1 protein-coding gene is annotated in these 1488 nt (G+C 55.6%); it reads left to right on the forward strand.

Features of this window, described 5'->3' with window-relative positions:
* Positions 1-111 precede the first annotated feature (111 nt).
* Positions 112-1479: an IS4 family transposase gene (locus EV700_RS00950; RefSeq protein ID WP_423201202.1), complete on the forward strand. Its 1368-nt coding sequence runs from the start codon at positions 112-114 to the stop codon at positions 1477-1479.
* Positions 1480-1488 lie beyond the last annotated feature (9 nt).

The following is a 1488-nucleotide window of genomic DNA, read 5'->3' on the forward strand; positions in this document are numbered from 1 at the left end:
GAATGGCACTTACTTAAGGACTAAGTAACTGTTTTACAATGTAAAAAGGCTGGCCTCAAATGGTAAGGTGTAAGTCGCCAAACACACACCCAACCAATCCGAGAGCCAGCCTTGCTGCATCCTATACGCCGTGCCCGGCAACAGCAACTCCGTCACCTTAAAAACCAATCATTGATGTCTGCCTTGCAAGACACCGATGGCTCCTGCATCACCTCAATGCGGCCTGATGGCCGAAACCGCTGCTTTCCGCCCATGGAAACACTGGCCATGTTCGTTGCACAAGTGCTCGATACCGACCACTCCTGCCAGAAAGCGGTCAACGATGCCGCTATCCGACGGCAGGCCAACGGTTTAATCCCTTGCAGCACAGCGACCGGCGCCTATTGCCGCGCCCGCAAACGAATGCCACTCAGCCTGGCATCGGGGCTGGCTAAATGGACAGGAAGCCGGATGAGCGCAGGCATTCCCAGAGCATGGCATTGGCGTGGAAGGCCCGTCCGGTTGGTGGACGGGACCGCCGTATCACTGCCGGATACCCAGCCGAATCAATCCCTGTATCCACAATCCAGCAATCAGAAACCCGGTCTGGGCTTTCCTCTGTGCCGACTGGTAGGCTTGATGTGTCTGGGTAGTGGCGCTGTACTGGATGTTGCTCTGGGCAAGATGAAAGGTAAACATGCGGATGAGCGCAGCTTGCTGCGCACCTTGCTGCCCAACCTCAAGGCCGGAGATGTTTTGCTGGGTGATGCGCTGTTTGGCACGTACTTCCTGCTGTGTGATTTGCAGTCGCGGCAGGTGGATGCCGTGTTTGAACAGCATGGAGCCCGCCGCCGCTCAACAGACTTTACGCTGGGGCAATCGCTGGGGGAACGTGACCATCTGGTGGTTCTGAGCAAGCCCAAGATCAGGCCTGACTGGATGACTGAAGAGGACTACGATCACGCGCCCGAAACACTGACTATCCGGGAACTTCATGCGGGCGGAAAACTGCTGATTACGACACTTCTGTGCCCGAAGAAAGTTCCTAAATCAGCGCTGAAAGCCTTGTACCACAATCGATGGCAGGTAGAGCTGGACTTCCGGAACCTCAAGGTGACGCTGGGAATGGATCGATTGAGGTGCCGGTCGCCGGAGATGGCCGAGAAGGAAATCTGGGTTTACCTGCTGGCCTATAACCTGATCCGGCAAGCGATGGTGCAGGCGGCAGTCCTAGCGAAAGTCGTCCCCCGCCAACTCAGTTTCAAGCATTCCCTGCAAGTGATGCAGGCGGGAAGAAGCTATAAACGACAGGAACTCGCTCCGGCTGAGGCATTGGAGTTATACGTATTGATAGCCCAGCGCCAGATAGGAAAACGCCCTGGCCGGATTGAGCCAAGGGCGGTAAAACGACGGTCAAAACCCTATCCGATGCTGACAAAACCGAGGAAGATTGCGATTGAAGAGATCCGGCGAAATGGCCACCCGAAAAAGCTTAAGTAAGTGCCATTC

Source organism: Fluviicoccus keumensis (genome assembly GCF_004217445.1).
GTDB classification, from domain to species: Bacteria; Pseudomonadota; Gammaproteobacteria; order Pseudomonadales; family Moraxellaceae; genus Fluviicoccus; species Fluviicoccus keumensis.